Annotated in this window: 20 protein-coding genes; 10 read left to right on the plus strand and 10 right to left on the minus strand. The window is 55.9% G+C overall.

The features are described from left to right. Window positions 1-120: 120 nt before the first annotated feature. Window positions 121-2055: an exoribonuclease II gene (locus AAIE03_RS07340; RefSeq protein ID WP_014593800.1), complete on the minus strand. Its 1935-nt coding sequence runs from the start codon at window positions 2053-2055 to the stop codon at window positions 121-123. Between the two features lie 111 nt (window positions 2056-2166). Then, complete coding sequence (locus tag AAIE03_RS07345; RefSeq protein ID WP_026020940.1) at window positions 2167-4470, minus strand: FdhF/YdeP family oxidoreductase; 2304 nt, start codon at window positions 4468-4470, stop codon at window positions 2167-2169. A gap of 250 nt (window positions 4471-4720) precedes the next feature. Between AAIE03_RS07345 and AAIE03_RS07350 the strand changes: the two genes are divergently transcribed. From AAIE03_RS07350 to AAIE03_RS07360, 3 genes are all read left to right on the plus strand, one after another. Next, window positions 4721-6307: a PTS transporter subunit EIIC gene (locus tag AAIE03_RS07350; protein WP_013025915.1), complete on the plus strand. Its 1587-nt coding sequence runs from the start codon at window positions 4721-4723 to the stop codon at window positions 6305-6307. 256 nt (window positions 6308-6563) lie between these two features. Then, window positions 6564-6701, plus strand: a complete 138-nt coding sequence (locus tag AAIE03_RS07355; RefSeq protein ID WP_014605744.1) for a hypothetical protein — start codon at window positions 6564-6566, stop codon at window positions 6699-6701. 271 nt (window positions 6702-6972) lie between these two features. Further along, entirely contained in the window at window positions 6973-7869 is an 897-nt protein-coding gene (locus AAIE03_RS07360; RefSeq protein ID WP_033770555.1) for a LysR family transcriptional regulator, read from the plus strand. Here AAIE03_RS07360 and AAIE03_RS07365 read toward each other — a convergent pair. The 7 genes from AAIE03_RS07365 to sapA form a co-directional block, all read right to left on the minus strand. After that, window positions 7866-8981 (minus strand): carboxymuconolactone decarboxylase family protein, encoded by a 1116-nt coding sequence (locus AAIE03_RS07365; protein ID WP_019105145.1) that lies wholly within the window; start codon window positions 8979-8981, stop codon window positions 7866-7868. The genes AAIE03_RS07360 and AAIE03_RS07365 overlap by 4 nt on opposite strands. Window positions 8982-9170: 189 nt before the next feature. Next, on the minus strand, window positions 9171-9959 hold the full coding sequence (fabI, locus tag AAIE03_RS07370) for an enoyl-ACP reductase FabI (RefSeq protein WP_014605755.1): 789 nt from the start codon (window positions 9957-9959) through the stop codon (window positions 9171-9173). Between the two features lie 141 nt (window positions 9960-10100). Then, entirely contained in the window at window positions 10101-10904 is an 804-nt protein-coding gene (gene sapF, locus AAIE03_RS07375; protein WP_019105146.1) for a putrescine export ABC transporter ATP-binding protein SapF, read from the minus strand. Window position 10905: 1 nt separating this feature from the next. After that, window positions 10906-11901, minus strand: coding sequence for a putrescine export ABC transporter ATP-binding protein SapD (gene sapD, locus AAIE03_RS07380; RefSeq protein WP_024471798.1), 996 nt, complete (start codon window positions 11899-11901; stop codon window positions 10906-10908). Continuing rightward, complete coding sequence (gene sapC / locus AAIE03_RS07385) at window positions 11901-12791, minus strand: putrescine export ABC transporter permease SapC (RefSeq protein WP_072136807.1); 891 nt, start codon at window positions 12789-12791, stop codon at window positions 11901-11903. The genes sapD and sapC overlap by 1 nt, the downstream gene beginning before the upstream one ends. Beyond that, a complete protein-coding gene (sapB, locus tag AAIE03_RS07390; RefSeq protein WP_014605757.1) occupies window positions 12778-13743 on the minus strand; it encodes a putrescine export ABC transporter permease SapB in 966 nt (321 codons plus the stop codon). The genes sapC and sapB overlap by 14 nt, the downstream gene beginning before the upstream one ends. Continuing rightward, a complete protein-coding gene (gene sapA / locus AAIE03_RS07395) occupies window positions 13744-15372 on the minus strand; it encodes an ABC transporter substrate-binding protein SapA (protein ID WP_498562906.1) in 1629 nt (542 codons plus the stop codon). It lies immediately after the preceding gene. Window positions 15373-15560: 188 nt separating this feature from the next. Here sapA and AAIE03_RS07400 point away from each other — a divergent pair, with 188 nt between their 5' ends. Continuing rightward, window positions 15561-16010 carry a GNAT family N-acetyltransferase gene (locus AAIE03_RS07400; protein ID WP_498562907.1) on the plus strand — a complete coding sequence of 150 codons (450 nt, stop codon included), beginning with the start codon at window positions 15561-15563 and terminating at the stop codon, window positions 16008-16010. Window positions 16011-16313: 303 nt separating this feature from the next. On the opposite strand, the gene pspF is transcribed toward AAIE03_RS07400, so the two are convergent. Beyond that, a complete protein-coding gene (pspF, locus tag AAIE03_RS07405) occupies window positions 16314-17327 on the minus strand; it encodes a phage shock protein operon transcriptional activator (protein ID WP_015700227.1) in 1014 nt (337 codons plus the stop codon). A gap of 162 nt (window positions 17328-17489) precedes the next feature. Between pspF and pspA the strand changes: the two genes are divergently transcribed. Genes pspA through AAIE03_RS07435 form a run of 6 tightly spaced genes read left to right on the plus strand, consistent with a single transcriptional unit; the run spans window position 17490 to window position 21515 of the window. Next, window positions 17490-18155, plus strand: coding sequence for a phage shock protein PspA (gene pspA / locus AAIE03_RS07410; protein WP_014605758.1), 666 nt, complete (start codon window positions 17490-17492; stop codon window positions 18153-18155). A 37-nt stretch (window positions 18156-18192) separates the two neighbouring features. Further along, complete coding sequence (gene pspB / locus AAIE03_RS07415; RefSeq protein ID WP_013025903.1) at window positions 18193-18420, plus strand: envelope stress response membrane protein PspB; 228 nt, start codon at window positions 18193-18195, stop codon at window positions 18418-18420. Further along, on the plus strand, window positions 18417-18767 hold the full coding sequence (pspC, locus tag AAIE03_RS07420) for an envelope stress response membrane protein PspC (protein WP_013025902.1): 351 nt from the start codon (window positions 18417-18419) through the stop codon (window positions 18765-18767). Before pspB ends, pspC begins: the two co-directional genes overlap by 4 nt. Before the next feature lie 57 nt (window positions 18768-18824). Further along, window positions 18825-19073 carry a phage shock protein PspD gene (gene pspD / locus AAIE03_RS07425; protein ID WP_014605759.1) on the plus strand — a complete coding sequence of 83 codons (249 nt, stop codon included), beginning with the start codon at window positions 18825-18827 and terminating at the stop codon, window positions 19071-19073. Further along, the gene (locus AAIE03_RS07430; protein WP_019105150.1) at window positions 19054-20451 is read left to right on the plus strand and encodes a YcjX family GTP-binding protein; all 1398 of its coding nucleotides are present in this window, start codon (window positions 19054-19056) and stop codon (window positions 20449-20451) included. Before pspD ends, AAIE03_RS07430 begins: the two co-directional genes overlap by 20 nt. Then, a complete protein-coding gene (locus tag AAIE03_RS07435) occupies window positions 20448-21515 on the plus strand; it encodes a YcjF family protein (protein WP_013025899.1) in 1068 nt (355 codons plus the stop codon). Before AAIE03_RS07430 ends, AAIE03_RS07435 begins: the two co-directional genes overlap by 4 nt. Window positions 21516-21527 lie beyond the last annotated feature (12 nt).

Genomic DNA, 21527 nt, shown 5'->3' on the forward strand with positions numbered 1-21527 from the left:
TAAGTGGAAGTTAATAAAGATAAAACTGTGAAGTGTGGAGCAAATTTAACGCGAAGATACAGGGGCAGGCGGAGGAAAAAAGACCGTCGGAGCAGGCTGTGCTGTCCCGACGGTGGTGTCTTAGGCGGCAGGGCGTGCAACAACGCTGCGTGTTTCCATGCGAACTTCCGCAATGGTCACGTCAATCACGTCGGATACGCGGTAAACCACGTCACCTTTAATCTGTACCGTACCGCTTTCCTGGCTGCACACCAGCTCATCGCGCACGGCATGCAGGAACGGCGCAGGAATAAACGCGACGGCGCCATTTTCCAGCAGACGGACCCGCATGCCACCACGCGATACATCAATGATTTCTGCGCTAAACTTGCGGTCAGTTGCGGCAAACGGCGACAGATAGCGGGCATAGAGCCAGTCACCCACGTCGCGCTCGGCCATGCGGTTTAGACGACGACGCTCGCTCATGGTGACTGTCAGCGCATCGTCCGGACGGCCGATGGGTTCGCCGCGCACGATCGCCTTCAGCAGACGATGGTTGATCATATCGCCAAACTTACGAATCGGTGAAGTCCAGGTGGCATAGGCTTCCAGCCCCAAACCAAAGTGCGGGCCCGGCTCGGTGGTGATCTCTGCATAGGTCTGGAAACGACGAATGCGGCTGTCAAGGAACTGAGTAGGCTGCGCATCCAGCTCACGACGCAGTACGCGGAAACCGTCGAGCGTGGTGATCGCCTGCGGATCGGCCGTGATGCCGTGAGTTGCCAGGACAGCGGCGGCCTGTTCGGCGTTTGCTGCGTCAAAACCGGCATGGACGTTGTAGATACCAAAGCCCAGCTTTTCGCGCAGGACGTTGGCGGCACAGATGTTCGCCAGAATCATCGCTTCTTCAACCATCCGGTTCGCTATGCGGCGCGGTTCGGCGACGATTTCCAGCACTTCGCCTTTTTCGCCCAGCAGGAAACGATAGTCTGGGCGATCTTTAAACACCAGCGCGTGGTTTTGACGCCACTCGGCGCGTGACAGGCACAGACGATGCAGCAGACGAATCTGGTCAGCAATCGCGTCGCTCTGTGGTTGCCATTCGCCACTGTTTTCCAGCCAGTCTGAAACCTCGTCGTACACCAGCTTGGCTTTGGACTCGATCCAGGCCGCAAAGAACTGCACATCGTCCGCCAGGCTTCCATCCTGAGCCACGGTCACGCGGCAGGCCAGAACCGGCCGACGCACGTCAGGGCGCAGCGAGCAGACATCGTCAGACAGCTCGCGCGGCAGCATGGGAATATTGAAGCCCGGCAGGTAGTTGGTAAAGGCACGCTGCGCCGCCAGCTTATCCAGCTCGCTGCCTTCGGCAACATAAGCGGTCGGATCGGCAATGGCGATAGTGAGACGCAGGGCGCCATCGTCCAGCGCTTCAGCATACAGCGCATCGTCCATATCTTCCGTGCTGGCGCTGTCGATGGTCACAAAATCCAGCGCGGTCAGGTCTTCACGCGTCAGGCTTTCGTCCAGCATCTCGCCAAAGCCGATTTCTGGCGCTTCGCGCTCCAGATTATGACGTGACAGTGTCACCCACCACGGTGCAAGGTGGTCGTCGGCTTTAACGATAAATTCGGTGAGTTCGGCATAAAAGCCACGGTCGCCTTTTAAGGGATGGCGACGCATTTCTGCCACGGCCCAGTCGCCATTCTGGAAATCATGGCTCAGTCCACGGACCGGACGACACTGAATCGCGTCTTTGAGCAGAGGATGATCGGGCACGATAGAAAGGCGGTCATCTTTTTTCTGCACGCGGCCAACAAAACGGCTCAGAAAGGGCTCGACCAGCGTTTCAGGCTCGGCACTTTCGCGATCTTTATCGCTGTGGACGATGGCAACGATACGGTCGCCATGCATCACTTTTTTCATCTGTGGCGGCGGGATGAAATAACTTTTCTGTGCATCGACTTCCAGAAAGCCGAATCCCTTTTCGGTGCCTTTAACAACGCCTTCTGCACGGGGCGTTTGCGAGTGAAGCTTCTCTTTAAGCTGCGCAAGCAGCGGATTATCCTGGAACATGATTTTTACGTTTCGTGGCCTAATAGCGGCTGACAGTTTTACGCGAATCGGGGTCTCGCGGCAAGGCAAAAAGCCGGACGAACCGGCTTTTTGCCTGGAGAAAAGCCTGAATCAGGCGATGCGTTGGGTTGCCAGCGCCTGCGTCAGTTCGAGCTTAACCGGCACGGATTTTGAGGTGGGCGTGCCGCTGATATCACCGAAGCTGTTTAACGGAACCAGCGGGTTGGTTTCAGGATAGTAGGCGGCCAGGTTGCCGCGAGGAATGTTATAAGGCACCAGCTTGAAGCCGCTGACGCGACGCGTGACGCCATCATTCCACAGCGTTTCAATATCCACATTCTGCCCTTCGCTGAACCCTAATTCAGCCATGTCATCGGGGTTGATGAAGACGACTTCGCGCTGACCGTAAACGCCGCGATAGCGGTCGTCGAGACCGTAGATCGTCGTGTTGTACTGATCGTGCGAACGCAGCGTTTGCAGCGTGAAGGGCACGTCCTGATCCAACTGCGGAAACAGCGAGTGGGGCAGCGCAGCAGGGCTAAACTCAGCCTTGCCGGTCGGCGTATTAAAACGCAGTTCTGCCGCCGCGTTGCCAAGATAGAACCCGCCAGGCTGATCGCATTTGGTATTGAAGTCGGCAAAACCCGGAATCGTTGCCGCGATATGATCGCGAATCAGGTTGTAATCCGCCGCCAGATCTAACCACTTCACCTTGTCATCACCGAGAACCGCGTGAGCAATACTCGCCACAATTGAGGTTTCAGAACGCTGCGTCTCCGCCAACGGAATCCCCACGCCTTCAGAGGCATGAACCATGCTGAAGGAGTCTTCGACCGTAATGAACTGGTTACCCGTAGCCTGCAGATCGCGCTCGGTGCGGCCCAGCGTAGGCAGAATCAGTCCTTCATGACCCGGCACGAGGTGGCTGCGGTTAAGCTTGGTGCTGATGTGCACCGTCAGACCACAACGGGACAAGGCTTCTTCGGTGCGCGGAGAATCCGGTGCCGCCGCTGCGAGGTTGCCCCCGAGCGCGATAAGCACTTTGATTTCATCACGCAGCATGGCGTTGAGCGCTTCAACAGTATTGTGGCCTGCAGCACGCGGGGGTTCGAAGCCAAAGTGCTGACCCAGCGCGTCGAGGAAAGGCTTAGCCGGTTTTTCATCAATGCCCATGGTGCGGTTACCCTGAACATTGCTGTGACCGCGAACAGGGCACAGGCCCGCCCCTTTTTTGCCTAACTGCCCAAACAGCAGCTGCAGGTTGGTGATTTCACGCACGGTATCAACCGAATGCTTGTGTTGGGTGATGCCCATCGCCCAGGTGCAAATAACCCGATCGGCACTCTGATAAATTGCCGCCGCTTCGCGGATTTGTGCCTCTGTCAGGCCGGACTGCGCCACAATCTGCATCCAGTCGGTGTTATCAACCGCATCAAAATAGGCCTCAACGCCATGGGTTTTGGCATTCAGGAAAGCCTGGTCGAACAGGCCGCTTTCGCCCGCCGCAAGGCGTGCACGATGCGTTTCCAGCAGGGCTTTCACCATGCCGCGAACGGCAGCCATATCACCGCCCAGATGCGGCTGGTAATAGGCAGAGCTGATGGTGCCCGCTTTAGACGTGACAATTTCCAGCGGCTTTTGCGGATCGGCAAAACGTTCCAGACCGCGCTCGCGTAGCGTGTTAAAGGTCACGATTTTTGCGCCATGGTCGGCGGCGTGACGCAGGCTGTGCAGCATGCGCGGATGGTTTGTCCCTGGATTCTGGCCAAAGACAAAAATGGCATCGGCATGGTCAAAATCGTCAAGACGGATGGTGCCTTTACCCACGCCGATGCTGCGTTTCAGGCCCGCACCGCTTGCCTCGTGACACATATTGGAGCAGTCCGGGAAGTTATTGGTGCCCAACATGCGGCCGAACAGCTGATAAAGCCAGGAGGCTTCATTACTGGCGCGACCAGAGGTGTATAGCTCCATCTGATCCGGGTTATCCATCGCTTTAATATGTTGTGCGATGAGCGCAAAGGCATCATCCCAGCTTATGGGTTCGTAATGATCGCTTTCGGCGTTGTAGCGCAACGGATGTGTCAGGCGGCCCTGATATTCCAGAAAATAGTCGCTTTGTGCATACAGGGTTGCCACGCTGTGTTTGGCAAAAAAGTCGGTATCAACAACGCGGCGCGTGGCTTCCCAGGTGACGGCTTTCGCACCGTTTTCGCAGAAGCTAAAGGTACTTTTATTGTCATCGCCCCAGGCACAGCCCGGGCAGTCGAAGCCGCGTGCTTTGTTCATGCGCATGAGGTTACGCAAATTTTTCAGCGCAGCTTTACTGTCGAAAACAAAACGTGTGGTGGCTTCCAGTGAACCCCAGCCGCCCGCTGCGGCACGGTATGGCTTAATTTGACGCTTAAATTTCATCATGTGTGCAGGCTTATTTTTATGTTGGACGAATGTTGCAAGGATATATCCTGATGGTAAAGATTAGTGTGCTATTCACGACAAAGCTTGTCTAATTGATTGGCTTAATGGTGCGATAGCTGGCGTTTATCGTGGGGCACGCCAAGTGTGATGGTGTTCATGTTTTACCTTTTCGTAACCTTGCCATAACGGGTGTTATCGGCACATCGCGCTAATACTTGCTGTTTAAAACAGAAAAGGGCGCGACACCATGAAACAACTGACCAGCCAGATCCATGCGTTTGGCAAGGCGTTGATGATGCCGATTTCGGTGATTGCGGCGGCCGGCATCTTTCTGGGGCTGGCAGCCGCCATGCAGAATCCCGCCGTCACCGGTGAAGCCTTCGCACAGATGCAGGTTGCCCAGCTTATCATCGGGTTTATTCGCAAAGTCGCAGGCGCGCTCTTTGCTAATCTGCCGCTGTTCTTTGCCGTGGCCAGCGCCATCGGGCTGGCAAAAGCGGAAAAGCCGACGGCAGCCTTTGCCGCAGTTATCGGCTATATCGCCATGAATGTCGGCATTAACGCCACGCTGGCCGCCAGGGGCATTACCGCCGCCACGACCACACCTCAGGCGCTGCAGCAGGCCGGAATGGATCAAACCACGGCCATGATGACCTCGGCGGAATATATCCAGATGCTGGGCATTTTCACCTATAACATGAGCGTGCTGGGCGGCGTGATTGCCGGACTGCTTACCGTCATGTTGCATAACCGCTTTTATACGCAGCAGCTCCCCACAGCGATCAGTTTCTTTGGCGGACGCCGTTTTGTGCCCATCGTGACGGTGGTTTTCCTGCCGCTGATCGGCGTGCTTCTGGCGCTCGTCTGGCCCACTATCGGTGAAGGTATTGCCTGGGTAGGACAGATGATCGGTCGGAGCGGGCAGTATGGTGCGTTCCTGCTGGGCGCTTCAGAACGTATTCTGATCCCGACGGGCCTGCATCACATCCTGAATGAAACCGTGCGCTTTACGCCCATCGGCGGTATGGCCATCGTGGACGGGCAGACGATTGTTGGTGCGTTGAATATCTTCAATACCTCGCTGACCCATCCCGGGATGATTCCTGATGCGACGCTCCGCACCGCCACGCAGTTTCTGGCGCAGGGAAAAATACCGGTCATGATGTTTGGCCTGCCGGCCGCGGCCCTGGCGATCTATCACACCGCAAGGCCTGAGCATAAACAGCGCGTTAAGGCGCTGGTCATGGCCGGCGCGCTGACGTCCTTTACCACCGGGATCACCGAACCGCTGGAGTTCTGCTTTATTTTTGTTTCGCCGGTGCTCTATCTGCTGCATGCATTTCTAACGGGCCTGTCATTTATGCTGATGTCGATGCTACATCTGATGATTGGTAATGTGCAGGGCGGCATTATCGATCTGGTGGTCTTCGGCGTGCTGGGTGGCAGTAAAACCCACTGGTGGTGGACGCTGGTGCTTGGGGCAATCTACGCACCGGTTTATTACTACGCGTTTCGTTATGTGATTACGCGCATGCATGTCGAAACGCCCGGGCGGGAAACGGACGATGAAAAACCCCAGCTTGTTGAAGCCAGCGAGCGCACTAACGTGATCATCAGCGGACTGGGCGGGGCGGCCAATATAGAGGATGTCGATTGCTGCTTCACGCGTTTGCGGGTTCGCGTCAAAGACATGAAAGAAGTGGTGGATCAGACGTTAATGCGTACCGGCGCGAATGGTATTAACCGCGTGAGCGAACAGGATGTGCAGGTGATTTATGGCCCACAGGTTGAGAAAATCGCACAAGAGGTGAAATCAGCGTTGGGCGTCGGATAATCCCCCTTCACCCGGCAAAGGTGCGAGCACGGTGCCTTTGCCGTTTGTCACTCCTGTGCGTTGCCCGCCTTCCTGCTCACTGTCCACTGTCCCCTTAAAGCGCGCCTCCGCGACAATCCGTACGCTTGTAACAAACTGGTCACAATATATAAGCGGGGCTTTATGTTTCATTTTGTGAACGGGGCTTGTACTTTACCGGTAACACTCTAAGGTAAGAGGTGAAGCTCAAATACACGCAATCAAAAGGGGGTTATTAATGGCTAAACACAGCCTGATTAAAATCGTTGAAATATCAGCAATTATATTCTTTGCGCTGGTGGTGATTTATTTACTGGCTACCGGCGTCCTGTCTTCCACAGGGATTGATCACGCCTGGCCGTATCCCACGAAGTGAGTGTCGCAATACCAGGGAAACACCAATAAAAATTACAAATAATACAATGTTAAGATCAACAATAACCCCAATCTATTGCCCACATGGGGCGTTCTCCACTTGATTGTCTGATGTACCGCCGTCTTAATAGCGCTTCCACACTACGCCGCATGCACGAAACCGCAAGCGCCCGCGATCTCTTTACCACAATGCTATCTCCGACTGGCAATCTGTTAACCCATCGGCACATAATAGGTGTTCATTAGAACGGTGTGACGGCGGGTAAAAGAAAATCGATATCAAGCAACTCATCTATCTCTGCAATCTCGAACGCGAACGCCATTTTGGTCGTGCCGCCGAAGCCAGCTTTGTCAGCCAGCCAACCTTATCGATGCGGTTAAAAAACCTGGAGCGTGAACTGGGCCTGTCGCTGATCAACCGCAGTAACAACTTTGCCGGTTTCACGCCGGAGGGCGACAGGGTGCTGGCATGGGCACGGGAAATCGTTTCGGTTTATCAGGGGCTGAAGCTGGAGGTCGAGTCGTTAAAACACGGCGTGAACGGTACGCTTCGCCTCGGTGTGGTCCCGCAGTGCAGCGTTTCGTTGGCAGAACTGTTAAAAGCGGTGCAGGCTCGTTATCCGCAGCTGGATTACCGCATTGCCGTGTTAAGTGCCGATCAACTGCTGGACGCGCTGAACAGCCACACGGTTGATGTCGGCATTGGCTTTTTTGAAATGGCGACGCTGCGGGAACTGCATTTTCAGGCATCGCTGCTGGCGGACAGCGGCGTTGAGGCGGTTTTTCATGCCGCCCATTTCCCCCCGTTATGCGCCCATGAAACGCTTGACCTGCCAACGCTGGCGCAGCAGCCGCTGTGTCTGGCAGAGCCAACCCGTTATTTTCGCCGCTATCTGGATATGACGTTTCGCGATGCTGCGCTGGTGCCGCGCGTGGTGGTTGAAAGCGCCTCTGTCATGCAGCTGTTGCAGTGTACCCAGGTCGGTCTGGGTGTTCTGATCTCGCCACGGGGCCATTTGCTGCCTGAATCCTTACACGGCCTGGAAAAGCGCACTATTTCGATGCCAAAAATGGCGCGTCAGGCCGCGCTGGTGATCGCCGAGCCTGGCCGGGCCACGCCGCTCGCACAGCATTTTTATGACGAAGCGCGAAGCTATCTTGCCAGCTAGCTGGCTTCACCGCAGGCATAAAACAAACGGCTGTTCCAGTTGGCCAGCGCGATAGCCTGTATCACGCTGAACTGCCTGGCATGCGACCAGCCAGCTTGCGCCAGCGGTTGCAGATCGAGCGCACTGACGCGCTCTGGCTGGCGGGTGAGCTGAGCGGTTAGTGTAATGACAGCCTGCTGCTCACTGTCGGTTTTCGCCTCGTCCGCCTGACTCATTCGCTTCTCTGCATCTGCAGCATGCTGCCAAATCCAGCGGCTGCCCAGTATCCGGGCGGCGGTCGCCTCCACGCTTGCGCTTGCGCCATCTTGCAGCTGTTGACGCAGGGCAAACCAGCTTTGCAGCAGCGCAGGCGCGTGAGCCAGCAGCCAGACTGTATCTTTAAGCACCGGCGCATGCTGACACGCGGCGACAGCGGCATGTTGCGCCTCGCTGGCATAGCGCGGCTCCAGCGGCGTCAGCACAGGCTGCCACGCGCAGGGCTGGGCAAACGTCGCCACATCGGCGTCAGGAGCCGGTGACATACCCGGCATCCAGCGCACCGGCCGTTCCAGCAGAGCATGAATCCCGGCGATGACGCGCGCCTGATAGCAGACAAAGCCCACCAGATGGTTGAGTGTGACGATATCGGCTTCGCTCAGCCCTACCGCATGCAGCGCGCGGATGCTCTCCGCCGTAATTAAGGCGGGCTGCATCGCCAGCAGGCGGGCATATTGCGTAATTTGCGTCAGGCGATTGTTGCTTTCACGAGAGGAATCAGGACCCGGCAGGGGATTGAGGCGGGCGGAATAGTGGTTACACAGGCGTTGAATGCCTGCCACCTGAGCCACCGTCAAGGCGGTGCTTAGCCGGTCATACAGCGTAAGCGTATGGGTCAGTGTGGTTTCGATCTGGTCGGGAAACAGCTGGTCAACAACGTGATGGGCGAACTGTATGGCGGGCTGGTCGGCCTGAAGTAAAGGCTGAATAACAGAAGCGTCCTGTGCTAACCCCAGCAAAAACCGGTCATCGACATGGGCGGCTTCTGGAAAAAGCGGGGCAGCCTGTACGCTGCGCGGACTGGTCTGACTTTCATAAAACCAGTGGTCCTGGCCGGGATAGCGGCGTTGTTGCATCATCAGTCCTTTTGCAAAATCTGATGCGGCGCATGCGGTGATTCAGTCGCAGGCCGCAGGGCTGACTTATCGTCGCCCACGGGCAGGTCAGGGCAAAAGACCAATCGGTGATAATTAATAGCGATAAGGAATAACGCGGGGATCGGGCAGGGGGTGCGCAGGGCGAGCAACGCTCGCCCGTGAGGAAACTTATTTCAGTTCGAGTTCATTCATCGCAGCGATGCTGAAACCGCCGTCAACGTGAACGATTTCACCGGTGATCCCACCCGCAAGGTCGGAGCACAGGAAGGCCGCAGAGTTACCCACGTCTTCAATGGTGACGGTACGACGAATCGGGGTGACCGCTTCACAGTGGGCCAGCATCTTACGGAAGTCTTTGATGCCCGATGCCGCCAGGGTACGAATCGGACCCGCAGACACGGCGTTAACACGCACGCCTTCAGGACCCATCGCGTTCGCCATGTAACGGACGTTTGCTTCAAGGGACGCTTTCGCCAGGCCCATTACGTTGTAGTTAGGGATAGCGCGCTCTGCACCCAGGTAAGACAGCGTCAGCAGGGCGGAGTTAGGGTTCAGCATCGCACGGCACTCTTTTGCCATTGCAACAAAGCTGTAGGCGCTGATGTCATGTGCGATTTTGAAACCTTCGCGGGTTACGGCATTGACGTAATCGCCATCCAGCTGGTCGCCAGGGGCGAAGCCAATGGAGTGCACGAAACCGTCAAATTTCGGCCAGGTTTTTGCCAGCTCAACGAACAGGGATTTGATGCTTTCATCTTCTGCAACATCACATGGCAGCACAATGTCAGAACCCAAATCTTTGGCAAACTCTTCCACACGACCTTTCAGTTTGTCGTTTTGGTAGGTGAAAGCCAGTTCTGCGCCCTGTTTGCGCATCGCCTGTGCAATACCGTAGGCGATGGAAAGTTTACTGGCAACACCAGTAATCAGAATGCGCTTACCGGAAAGAAAACCCATAGCTGTAATCCTTATGGTCATGGTAGTTGGCGGTCGCGTTGTTTAAATAATAGACGACCGACGTTAATCGACGTGCGGATTCTAGCACGTCTGCTTGAAATCAGGAAAACCGCTCAGCGTTTTCCACAATATGCCGCAAAATCAACGCTCACGCCGCCAGGCTTCGGCTGTAAGCGCCTCGCCAAAATGGCTGTTGATCAGGCGTTTGGTCATTTCGTGCAGCGGCGAAGCGAGCACGTCTGCCGTTCCGCCGCGTTCCACCACTTCACCGTGATGCATGACCAGTACTTTATCGCTGATGTGCTTCATCATGCCAAGATGCTGGGTCACATAAATATAAGCAATGCCGTGTTTTTCCTGGAGTTCCAGCATCAGATTGACCAGTTGAGAGCGCATGGTCATATCCAGAGAGGCCAGCGCCTCGTCAGCCACAATCACTTTGGGCTGCAGGATCAAGGCCCGTGCCAGCCCAAGGCGCTGCTTTTGGCCCGGTGCCAGCATGTGGGGATAGTAACCTGCGTGATCGCGCAGCAATCCCACCTGACGCAGCGTTGTAATGATGCGTTTTTCCCGTTCCTCAGCATCCAGCCCGGTATTCAGGCGCAGCGGCAAATCCAGAATCTGGCTCACGCGCTGGCGCGGGTTGAGCGACGTTGACGGATCCTGAAAAATCATGCGAATGCGTTGGCTACGATAGCCGTAATCACCAAAGCTGAGCGGATGATCGTCAATGATGATCTCCCCGTCGCTGGGGGCAACGGTGCCGCTAAGCATTTTCGCCAGGGTCGATTTACCCGATCCGTTCTCGCCGATAATCGCCAGGGTCTGCTTTTCACGCAGCGTAAAGCTGACGGATTTAACGGCTTCAACGTGCTGGCGGCGAAACAGGCCGGTGCGGTAGCGAAAAGTTTTGCTGAGATTGCGGACTTCCAGCAACGTTTCCATGTTATTGGCCCTCAACGTTAAGCGGGAAGTGGCAGGCGTACAGGTGCGAGCGGGTGCCCGTCAGCCGCGGCGTTTCAATGCACTTACGCTGCGCGTAGGGACAGCGTGGCCCCAGGCGACAGCCAATCGGCAGGCTCTCCAGCGACGGAATCGCGCCCGATAAGGTGTTCAGTCGGCTTTTGTGCGGCAGCGGACGACCAAAATCAGGCATGGCGCGAATCAAAGCCTGAGTATAGGGATGATGCGGGGTCGTCATCAGGTCTTCGCTTTGCGCCGTTTCGACCGTCTGGCCGCAGTACATGACGTTAATGCGGTCAGCCCACTGGCTCATCGTGCGCAGATCGTGGCTGATCAATAAAATGGTGGTGTTGTTGTTCTGGTTAAGACGGCTCAGCAGGCGGAATATCTGCGCCTGGGTTGTAGGCTCCATCGCATTGGTTGGCTCATCCGCAATCAGCAGGCGGGGCTGATTCGCTAACGCGATGGCGATCATAACTTTCTGGCACTCGCCCTCGGTTAACTCATAGGGAAAGCTGCGCATAATGTCTTTATGATCCTTAATGCCCACCCGATGCAGCAGTTCAATCGCCCGGGTTTTACGCCAGAACCAAAAACGCTTCATCCACGGGCCTTTATAGGTCCAGCGCGGAATCGCCTGCATCAGCTGACGCCCGACACTTTCAGAGGGATCGAGACAGGATTGCGGCTCCTGAAAAATCATCGATACGTTATGACCCACGATGCGGCGGCGCTCACGGGCAGACAGACGCAGCAGATCAACGTCATCAAAGACCATGCGGTCTGCGGTAACGCGCCAGTTGTCGTTAGTCACGCCGCAAATCGCCTTGGCCACCAGGCTCTTGCCCGAACCGGACTCCCCGACCAGACCGCGAATTTCGCCTTCACTGAGGGACAAATTAACGCGATCGACCGCTTTAACCGGCCCGTCCGCGGTCATAAACTCAATCGTCAGATTACGAATATCCAGTAACGGCATTATTCCACTCCCGCCTCGACGGCCCGACGAATGCCATCACCGAGCAGGTTAACCACTAATACGCTTAGCATCAGCGCCGCACCGGGCAACATCACGGTCCAGGGGGCCACGTAGACCAGCTCCAGGGAATCGCCCAGCATCGCGCCCCATTCCGGTGAGGGCAACTGCGCGCCAAGGTCGAGAAATCCCAGGGCGGCAATATCAAGAATGGCCATGGAGAGCGCACGCGTAATTTCGCTGATCAGCATAGGTAACACGTTAGGGAGAATCGCATGCCACATAATATTAATGCTGGTCGCCCCATCGAGACGCGCCGCCACCACATACTCTTTTTCCAGTTCATCATGAACGGCGCTGTAAATTTCCCGCACCAGCCTTGGCATCAGCGCCAGCCAGACCGCCAGCAACGCATGTTCAAGGCGTGGGCCGAGAAAGGCCACCACGATGATGGCCAGCAGGAGAGAAGGAATTGACAGTAACGTGTCCAGCACGTGATTCAGCACGGCAGAGCGCACGCCGTGCGTCATGCCCGCCACGATACCGAGTACCAGTGCCCAGAAAGTGGCAAACAGCGTAACCACAATGGCTGAACCCACTGTCGGGGCCACGCCATTGAGCAGACGGCTGAGTAAATCACGCCCTAAATCGTCTGTTCCAAGGAAGAACGACACTTCACCGTAGCGTGACCAGGAGGGCGGTAACAGCTGGTAGCCCAAAAACTGCTGGTCGATGGGATAAGGTGCCAGAAAATGCCCAAACAGACAGAGCAGCAGCAGTGCGCCAAAGCCGTACAGGCCTATCATCGCAGGCATGTCGCTATAAAAATGGTGCCAGCTCTGACGAATTGCGCTCGGCAGGCGTTTTTCGGCGTAGATGTTATCGTAGGGCATACCATTCCTTATGTTTCAGCGGATTCAACGCCGCACCGACAATGTCAGAGAGCACATTCACCACAATCACCACGCCGCCGGTCACCATCACACCGGCCGATATCGCCGCATAATCCTGCTGGCGGATAGCGTTAATCAGCCAGCGCCCCAGGCCGGGCCAGTTGAAGACCATTTCCGTGATCATCGCCAGCGTTAACATGCTGGAAAACTGCAGACCCAGGCGTGGAATGACGGGCGGAAGGGCATTATGCAGAACGTGACGGCGAATCACGGTAAAACGGGATAACCCACGGGTGGCGGCCGCCTTCACATAGCTTTTATCCACGACATCAATGGTGCTGATGCGCAATAAACGCACGATCTCGGTCGTTGGCGCCATGGCCAGAACGGTCACCGGCAAAATCAGATGCATCAGCACGCTAATCATCATTTCATGCCGCCACGGCGAGGGGCTGAGCCAGGCATCGATCAAGGCAAAGCCGGTAATGTTCTGGACCGGATAGAGCAAATCGTAGCGGCCGGAAACCGGCAGCCAGCCCAGCGTTAACGAAAAAAACAGCGTAAACAACAGGGCAAGCCAGAACACAGGAATCGAGAATCCTAACAGGGCGAGAGCGCTGATCAGTTTATCCTGCCATTTATGCCGCATCGCACCGGCGCAAATGCCCAGCGGAATCCCGACGATCAGCGCTAAGCTAAAGGCCATCAGGCACAGCTCCATCGTAGCGGGAAACACCTCACGCAGCTGTACGCCAATTTCCTGGCCATTGGTGCTGGAAACCCCAAAGTCCAGCTGCAGCATGCCTTTAAACCAGAACCACCAGGCATCGAACAGCGATGCGCCTTCCAGGGGCGCGTTAGGGGTGAAATAGCTCAGGCTGAAACTCACCAGCGAAAGAAAAAACAAGGTAATCACCAGCAATACCAGGCGACGCAGGATATAGATGACCACTTAACGTTCCTCTCGCTCATCACGATACATGCCGGCAAATGACGCATTGCCAAACGGACTCAAAACCAGACCTTTAATATCATGCCGATAGGCTTGCAGACGCAAAGATGAAGCCAGCGGCAGAACGGGCAGCTCGCGCGCCAGAATCTGCTGGGCTTTATCATAATTTTCAATACGCCCCGACAGCTGCTGTGACAACAGGGCATTTTTCAGCGTGTCGTCAAACGTGGGTGAACACCAGTGAGCATAGTTGGTCTGCGAACTGATGGCGGCGCAGCTGAGCAGCGGACGAAAGAAGCTGTCGGGATCGTTACTGTCAGTTGCCCAGCCCGCCAGCGTCAGATCGTGGTTCATTGCCATCAGCTGTGCCTCCTGAAAACGCCCCTCAACCGGCACGATGGTGACCTGTACGCCAATTTGCGCAAGATCAGCCTGGATAAGCTCTGCCGTTTTCAGCGGTGCAGGGTTCCAGGACTGCGAGGCCGCGGGCACGACCAGGCGCAGATGAAGATCGTGGACGCCAGCGGCTTCCAGCGCTTCTTTGGCCTTTTTGGGATCGTAAGGGGTAATGCTGGCATCGGTATCGTAAGCCCAGGACGCGCGAGGCAGTATGGATGCAGCCGTCTCGGCAGTGCCGTAATAGATAGATTCCATCAGACGCTCATTATTCATCGCCAGCGCCAGTGCGTGACGGACTTCCGGCCTGTCGAGCGGCGGTTTTCGGGTATTAAATGCTAAATAGGCGATGTTCATCCCGGGCCGCAGCGTCATGCGCAGTCGGGGATCGTCACGCAGAATGGATATTTGGCTGGCGGCAGGATAGGCGAGCACGTCGCATTCGCCCGTAAGCAGCTTCGATAAACGGCCTGTTCCGCCGGCTCCGAGGTCGATAACCACCTGCTGCAGGCGCGGCACGCCTTTCCAGTAATGCGGGTTACGCGCCAGACGAATATATTGCCCGCTGCGGTATTCGCTCAACTGGAAAGGACCGGTGCCGACAGGTAAACGATCCAGCTCTTCCTGGCGGCCCACTTTATCCAGGCTGTCAGCATACTCTTTCGACAAAACGGGCGCGTAGTGCGTCGCCAGGTGCCAGAGAAAAGAGGCGTCCGGACTATTCAGACGGAATTCGACGGTATCGTTATCGATTTTTTTAATGCTCTGAACGGAATCGGCGAACTGCAGGCTGTCGAAATAGGGGTAATAGCCACCGTTGACGTTATGCCAGGGATGTTTGCGATCGAACATGCGGGCAAAGCTGAATACCACGTCATCCGCATTCATGGCGCGGGTGGGTTTAAAGGTTGCGGTGTGCTGGAACTGCACCCCATGACGCAGGTGAAAACGGTAAGTGGCACCGTTATCACGCACTTCCCAACTGGCAGCCAGATCGGACTGCAACCGGTAGGTGTAAGGATCCACATCTAACAGGCGGTCGTACAGCTGCGCAGCCAGCGTATCCACCGTTAAACCACTGCTGGCCATCTGCGGATTGAAGGTATTCAGCGTGCCGTTAACGCAATAGACGAATCCGCTTTGACGGATATCACCCGCCAGCGTCGGCGCAGACCACACAGGCGCGCTCAACACGCTGAGACTCAGTAACAGCGAAGGAATTAGTTTTAACATAGAACTCAACGATTCTCAGGCATTAGGCAGAGTGTATCGCAAAGCGGGCCTGGCCCCAAATACGCATCAGCGATTGCCAGCTCTTTGCGCGCGCACCAGCGTAAAAGTGGGATTGGCTGGTGCCGATCGCGATCAGTTTTTACCCAGGCAGAACCTGTTTGTGTCGATGGCACAGGAGGAAAGCACCCATGACTATCGATGAAGTGACGGAAAATAAAAAAATCTACCTGCCGCTATTGCTGTTGGCCGATGAACAGGAAGATATGATTGACCGCTATCTTGCCAGCGGACGCATGTTCAGGCTGTGGGATAACGGAGTGAAGTGCATTGCCGTGGTGACGCGTTTAAACGAGACGGAATGCGAGCTTAAAAATATGGCGACCTGCCCGGCAGATCAGGGTAACTATGGCCGCACGATGCTGGCTTATATTGCAGAGACGTTTTTAAAAGCGTGTAAGACGATGTACGTCGGCACCGGGGACGTGCCAGGCATACTCCGTTTTTATCATAAAAGCGGTTTCCGCAAGTCACACCGGGTCAAGGATTTTTTCACGGACAATGATGACAAACCGATTATCGAAGAGGGCGTACAGTTACGTGACATGGTCTATTTACGCAGAGACGCAAATGACGCGTAAGCACGCGGAGTTGCGTGAAAAATAAAGGCATAGCGTTGATGTGGAAATGAGAAAAGTTCTCAATAAGGCTTTACAGATGCGAACAGGAATGATTATTATTCAGTTGCGCTTCGACGGTGGCTCTACCGAAGAAGAGCACGACATTGCTCACATTGCTTCCAGTTGCCCGCTTCGGCGGGCCCTTTTTTAGGCTCCCGCCCGCTTTCTGTCTCACCCTCTTGTCTCAGTCGTATCGAAGAATCGCCCACGGCAAATGCCGCAGAAAAACAATGCCTTGCCACGTATCGGAACCGGCCAGATCCTTTATGCTTGTCCGTCTCGCGCCTGAATCCCGTGCTTTTTCATCATCGCTCTGAGCTGGTGGTAGGTCACACCCAGTAAGCTGGCGGCACGACGTTGATTGTACTTCGCCTGTTGTAAGCTGATTTCTACCACATCGTACTCCTGCTGATTCTGCCACTGACGCAGGTCAAGCGGTAAAGAAGGCAGGGCCGATGCCGCGTCCGGCACGTGGGCAGGCGGCGGGGCATCTTCGGGGGCGGTGCGTCGTTCAAACGGGTTGATAATGATGTTATCCAGAGGTTCATCGCTGGTGTTATGGCGATAGACCGACCGCTCAACGACGTTTTTTAGCTCACGCACGTTACCCGGCCACGGGTGTTCCAGTAAGGTTTGCTGAGCCTGCTGAGTAAAACCGGGAAACAGGGGCAAGGTCAACTCCCGGCACATCTGGATGGCGAAATGGTCCGCCATCACCAGAATATCGCTACGGCGCTCTCGGAGCGGCGGCAGTTGAACCACATCGAACGCCAGACGATCGAGCAGATCGGCACGAAACTTCCCGGCGGCGGCCAGCGCGGGCAGGTCTTCATTGGTGGCGCAAATCAGGCGCACATTCACCTGAAAAACGTGATTCCCGCCTACGCGTTCAAGCTGACCGTATTCAATAACCCGCAGGAGTTTTTCCTGAACCAGCATCGGGGCGGTTGCCAGCTCATCAAGGAACAGCGTGCCGCCGTCTGCCCGTTCAAAACGGCCCAGGTGACGCTTTTGCGCGCCGGTAAAGGCGCCTGCCTCATGTCCAAACAGCTCCGAATCCAGCAGGTTTTCATTCAGCGCGGCACAGTTGAGCGAGATAAAAGGGCCCTGCCAGCGATCGGACAGATAGTGCAGACGACTGGCGATCAGCTCTTTACCGGTACCGCGTTCGCCCACGACCAAAACCGGTTTTTCCAGCGGTGCGAGTTTCGATACCTGCTCCAGCACTTCCAGAAAGTTGTTCGATTCGCCCAGCAGGTTATCGTTGTTAGGAGACATGATGAATTTCGCCACTGATTAATCAATTTAACTATCTTAGAACAGATAAAAGAAACTGAAAAGCCAGCAATACAATAAAAATCAATAAGATAAAAGTTGGCACGCATCTTGAATTAATCCGTTCAGCAAGTTGAAACTATGACAATCAAGAGGAACATCATTATGGGTATTTTTTCGCGTTTCGCTGACATCGTTAATGCCAACATTAATTCCCTGCTGGAGCGTGCAGAAGATCCGCAGAAGCTGGTGCGCCTGATGATTCAGGAAATGGAAGATACGCTGGTTGAAGTCCGCTCCACCTCTGCGCGCGCCCTGGCAGAGAAGAAACAGCTGGCACGGCGGATTGAGCAGGCAGAGCTTCAGCAGGCCGAATGGCAGGACAAGGCTGAACTGGCTCTGCGTAAAGACAAAGAGGATCTGGCCCGCTCCGCGCTGATCGAAAAGCAGAAACTCACCGATCTGATCGCCACCCTGAAACAGGAAGTTGACCAGGTTGAAGAGACGCTGGCTCGCATGAAAGGCGAAATCACCGAGCTGGAGAAAAAGCTGAGCGAAACCCGCGCACGCCAGCAGGCTCTTACGCTGCGCCACCAGGCGGCATCGTCTTCACGCGATGTCCGCCGTCAGCTGGACGGCGGTAAAATTGATGAAGCGATGGCGCGTTTTGAATCCTTTGAGCGTCGCATCGATCACATGGAAGCAGAAGCAGAGAGCCACGGTTTTGGCAAACCGAAAACCCTGGATCAGCAGTTTACCGATCTGAAAGCGGATGACGAAATCAGTCAGCAACTGAACGCGCTGAAAGCCAAAATGAACCGCAGCGAATAAGACGCCGCTTTCTGCTGGACAGGATTAAGGAGAGTCAATGAGCGCATTATTTTTAGCCATTCCATTAACGATATTTGTGCTGTTTGTGGCACCCGTCTGGCTATGGCTACACTACAGTAACAAACGCAACGGGGGCACCGATCTGTCGCAGAGTCAGATGCAGCGCCTGCAACAGGTAACCAAAGATGCCCAGCGCATGCGGGAGCGCATTGAAGCGCTTGAAGCCATCCTCGATGCTGAACATCCTAACTGGAGGCAGCCATGATGAAAGGCCGCAAGTTATGGCGTAAGCCTGACGAAGGGAAGCTGATGGGCGTGTGTGCCGGTTTAGCCGAATACCTTGACGTTCCGGTACGACTGCTTCGCATCATCGTCGTCTTGTCACTGTTCTTTGGTCTGTTTGTGTTTACCGTGATCGCCTATTTCGTGTTGGGTTTTGTGCTGGACGTTAAACCGGCCGACGTGGATAACGGGGAATACGCGCCCAGCGCCGGTGAACTGCTGGACCAACTGGAAACGACACTGCAACAGGATGAGCGTAATGTTCGGGATATTGAACGTTACGTCACCTCTGAAACCTTCAGCGTGCGCAGTCGTTTCCGTCAGATTTAATCGTTGTTCTGCAGCGGGCCAGTGTCTGGCCCGTTTGTGAACCGTTTGGAGGAAGTGATGACTGTTTCACGCACTGCGGCTTTTCGTCATCGTGCAACACCTGCGTTGAAGTCCGCCGCTAAATTTATCATTATCAATGCGATAACTTATGGTCCTGCGGGCGTGACCGGCTGGGCGGTGAAATCGGTGGCGCGTCGTCCGTTGCGTATTCTGTTAGGACTGGCGCTTGAGCCACTGCTGAAACGCGTGATGAACACTGTGGCATCACGCTTCATCAAGGAGAAAGATGAAAAGACTGCAAACTGAATTGCTGGCATTGATGAACCGCGGCGTCGATCGCCATCTTCGTCTGGCGGTAACCGGATTAAGCCGCAGTGGCAAAACGGCCTTCATTACCTCGCTGGTTAACCAGCTCCTGTCTGTTCACAGCGGTGCCCGACTGCCGCTGTTTTCCGTGGTGCGCGATGAGCGCCTGCTGGGCGTGAAACGCGTCCCCCAGCGGGACATGGGCACGGCGCGTTTTACCTACGATGAGGGGCTGGCGCAGCTTTACAACACACCGCCCGCCTGGCCAACCCCGACGCGAGGCGTGAGTGAAATGCGCCTGGCACTGCGTTATCGCCCCAACGATTCGTTACTCCGCCATCTCAAAGACACCGCCACGCTCTATCTTGAAATCGTCGATTACCCGGGTGAGTGGCTGCTCGATCTGCCTATGCTGGCACAGGATTATCTGACCTGGTCGCGGCAGATGAACGGCTTATTACAGGGCGATCGCGCCAGCTGGGCCGCGCCATGGCGTGCACTGAGTCAAACGCTTGATCCTTTTGCTCCGGCGGATGAGAACCGCCTGGCCGACATCGCTGCGGCCTGGACTGACTACCTGCATCAGTGTAAAGCGGAAGGGCTGCACTTCATTCAGCCGGGACGTTTTGTTCTGCCTGGCGATATGGCCGGTGCGCCAGCGCTACAGTTTTTTCCCTGGCCAGCTGACGATGAAGCCCAGGCGGCGAAGCTGGCGCAGGCCGATAAAGGCAGTAACTTTGCCATGCTGCAGCAGCGATTCAATTACTACTGCCAGCATGTCGTAAAAGACTTCTATAAAAATCATTTTCTGCGCTTTGATCGCCAGATCGTGCTGGTGGACTGCCTGCAACCGCTCAACAGCGGGCCGCAGGCGTTTAATGATATGCGGCTGGCATTAACGCAACTGATGCAGAGCTTTCATTACGGGCAGCGTACGCTGTTCCGACGACTGTTTTCACCCGTCATCGATAAGCTGTTATTTGCCGCGACCAAAGCCGATCACATCACCAGCGACCAGCACGGCAATATGGTCTCTTTGCTGCAGCAGCTTGTGCAGGACGCCTGGCAAAACGCCGCGTTCGAAGGCATCAGCATGGACTGTATTGGCCTGGCCTCGGTTCAGGCCACACAAAGCGGGCTGGTCGATCACCGTGGCGAAAAAATCCCGGCACTTCGCGGTCATCGCCTGCAGGATGGCGAGGCATTAACCGTTTATCCGGGTGACGTTCCGCCCCGGCTACCGGGCAGCGCGTTCTGGCAGCAGCAAGGCTTTCAGTTTGAGCAGTTTCGCCCACAGCAGCTGGATATCGATCGCCCACTGCCGCATATCCGCATGGATGCGGCGCTGGAATTTTTACTGGGAGATAAATTGCGATGAGCGATCCGTTAAAACCGCGTATCGATTTTGCCCACCCGCTGGAGGATAAGCCCGAAAGTGTGCTGCGGCCTGCTCAAACGTTTGAAGACGATGCCCAGGCCGCTTTTTTGGCTGTGCAAGACAGCGACGCGACGGTTGAAGAAGAAAGCGCAGGGGAAAGAGCCGTCGAGGCCGCGCTGAAACCTAAACGCAGCCTGTGGCGCAAAATGGTGGGCGCAGGCCTGGCGCTGTTTGGCGTCAGTGTTGTGGCGCAGGGCGTGCAGTGGAGCCACAATGCCTGGCTGGCGCAGGACTGGTTTGCGCTGGGCAGCGGCGTCGCCGGCGGACTGATTGTTCTGGCCGGTGTGGGCGCGCTGACCCAGGAATGGCGCCGCTTATATCAACTGCGGCAGCGTGCGGAAGAGCGCGATCGGGGACGGGAACTGCTTAACAGCCACGGCGTGGGCCAGGGGCGGGCTTTTTGTGAAAAACTGGCGCGTCAGGCCGAACTGGATCAGGCTCATCCAGCGCTGCAACGCTGGCATGCCTCGCTTCACGAAACCCACAATGATGGTGAAACGGTCCGGCTCTATGCCCAACTGGTGCAGCCGGTTCTTGATCGCCAGGCCCGGCGGGAAATCAGCCGCCATGCTGCCGAATCGGCGCTGATGATCGCCGTCAGCCCGTTGGCACTGGTCGATATGGCCTTTATCGCCTGGCGTAACCTGCGGCTGGTCAACCGCATTGCGGCCATTTACGGTATTGAGCTGGGCTATTTTAGTCGACTGCGCCTGTTCCGACTGGTGCTGCTTAACATGGCGTTTGCCGGGGCCTCAGAGCTGGTGCGCGAGGTCGGAATGGACTGGATGTCGCAGGACATCGCGGCCCGCCTGTCGACGCGTGCCGCGCAGGGCATTGGTGCGGGGCTGCTCACCGCCCGGCTGGGTATCAAAGCGATGGAACTGTGTCGGCCTTTACCCTGGCTGGAAAATGATAAACCTCGTCTCGGCGATTACCGCCGGGAGCTGTTAGGGCAGTTGAAAGACGCGCTACAAAAGGGCGGGAATAAACATCCACAAAACTGACTATAGATGGGG

This window comes from Pantoea sp. Ae19-2 (assembly GCF_059801205.1).